Raw genomic sequence first — 725 nt, 5'->3', positions numbered from 1 at the left:
CCGACGCGCAGAATTTCGTCGGAAGGGAAGCGGAACGGGTTGAGGTAGAACAGGTCATCGGCCGTCATGTCGAATCGTGCCGCGACGTCCTCTGCGAGGTCGTTGCGAGCGACCGTGTACGACGTCGGCATTCCGTCCGTCGATGTCGTTTCGCCACGCGCTGCTGCACGCGGCCCGGCGTCCTGGGCGACGAGATCACTGCGTTGAGGCTTCACGCTCCATTGGACGTCAGCGACAGCAATGATCCTCATCGAGCAGTCGGGGTCGTTCTGGGGCTTGGTGGTGATGACGAGCTGATCGATCGCTGTCGGGTCGCCGTGGAACTCTGCGAGGTTCCGCCAGGCCTTGTAGGGCTTCCCTGGCTCCGCATCCGCGAGACTCATTGGGAAAGCAATGTCGAAACAGGTGGCGCCCTCATCGATCGGGTCCAGCGCTGCCATGACCGCAACGGAACCTGAGGAAGATGCGGTCGCGGCGGGAATGTCGAGCTCGTCTGATGCCAGAGCCAGCCGGCCATCAGCCGCACTCAAACGGATGCTGCCGGCCGTCCCATCGCTCCCCGTGAACGTTGCCACGCCAAGGTCACCGGTCAGTGCGGCGTCGGAGCTGCTGTCTGTGGACACCGGAGGCGGAGCCGGCGGTTCAGGCTGTGGCGTGCATCCCGTGACGACGATCAGGCATGCTGCGATCGCGACCGTTTTTCGCGCCTTCGAGAATGTCCCCAC

Annotated in this window: 1 pseudogene; it reads right to left on the bottom strand. The window is 64.0% G+C overall.

The features are described from left to right. Positions 1–623 (bottom strand): annotated as a pseudogene (locus C5C63_RS17200) (hypothetical protein); the annotation flags it as partial. Positions 624–725 lie beyond the last annotated feature (102 nt).

Source organism: Rathayibacter sp. AY1B8, assembly GCF_002932775.1.
In the GTDB taxonomy this organism is placed as follows: Bacteria; Actinomycetota; Actinomycetes; order Actinomycetales; family Microbacteriaceae; genus Rathayibacter.
This window is presented reverse-complemented; position numbering and strand designations above follow the sequence as displayed.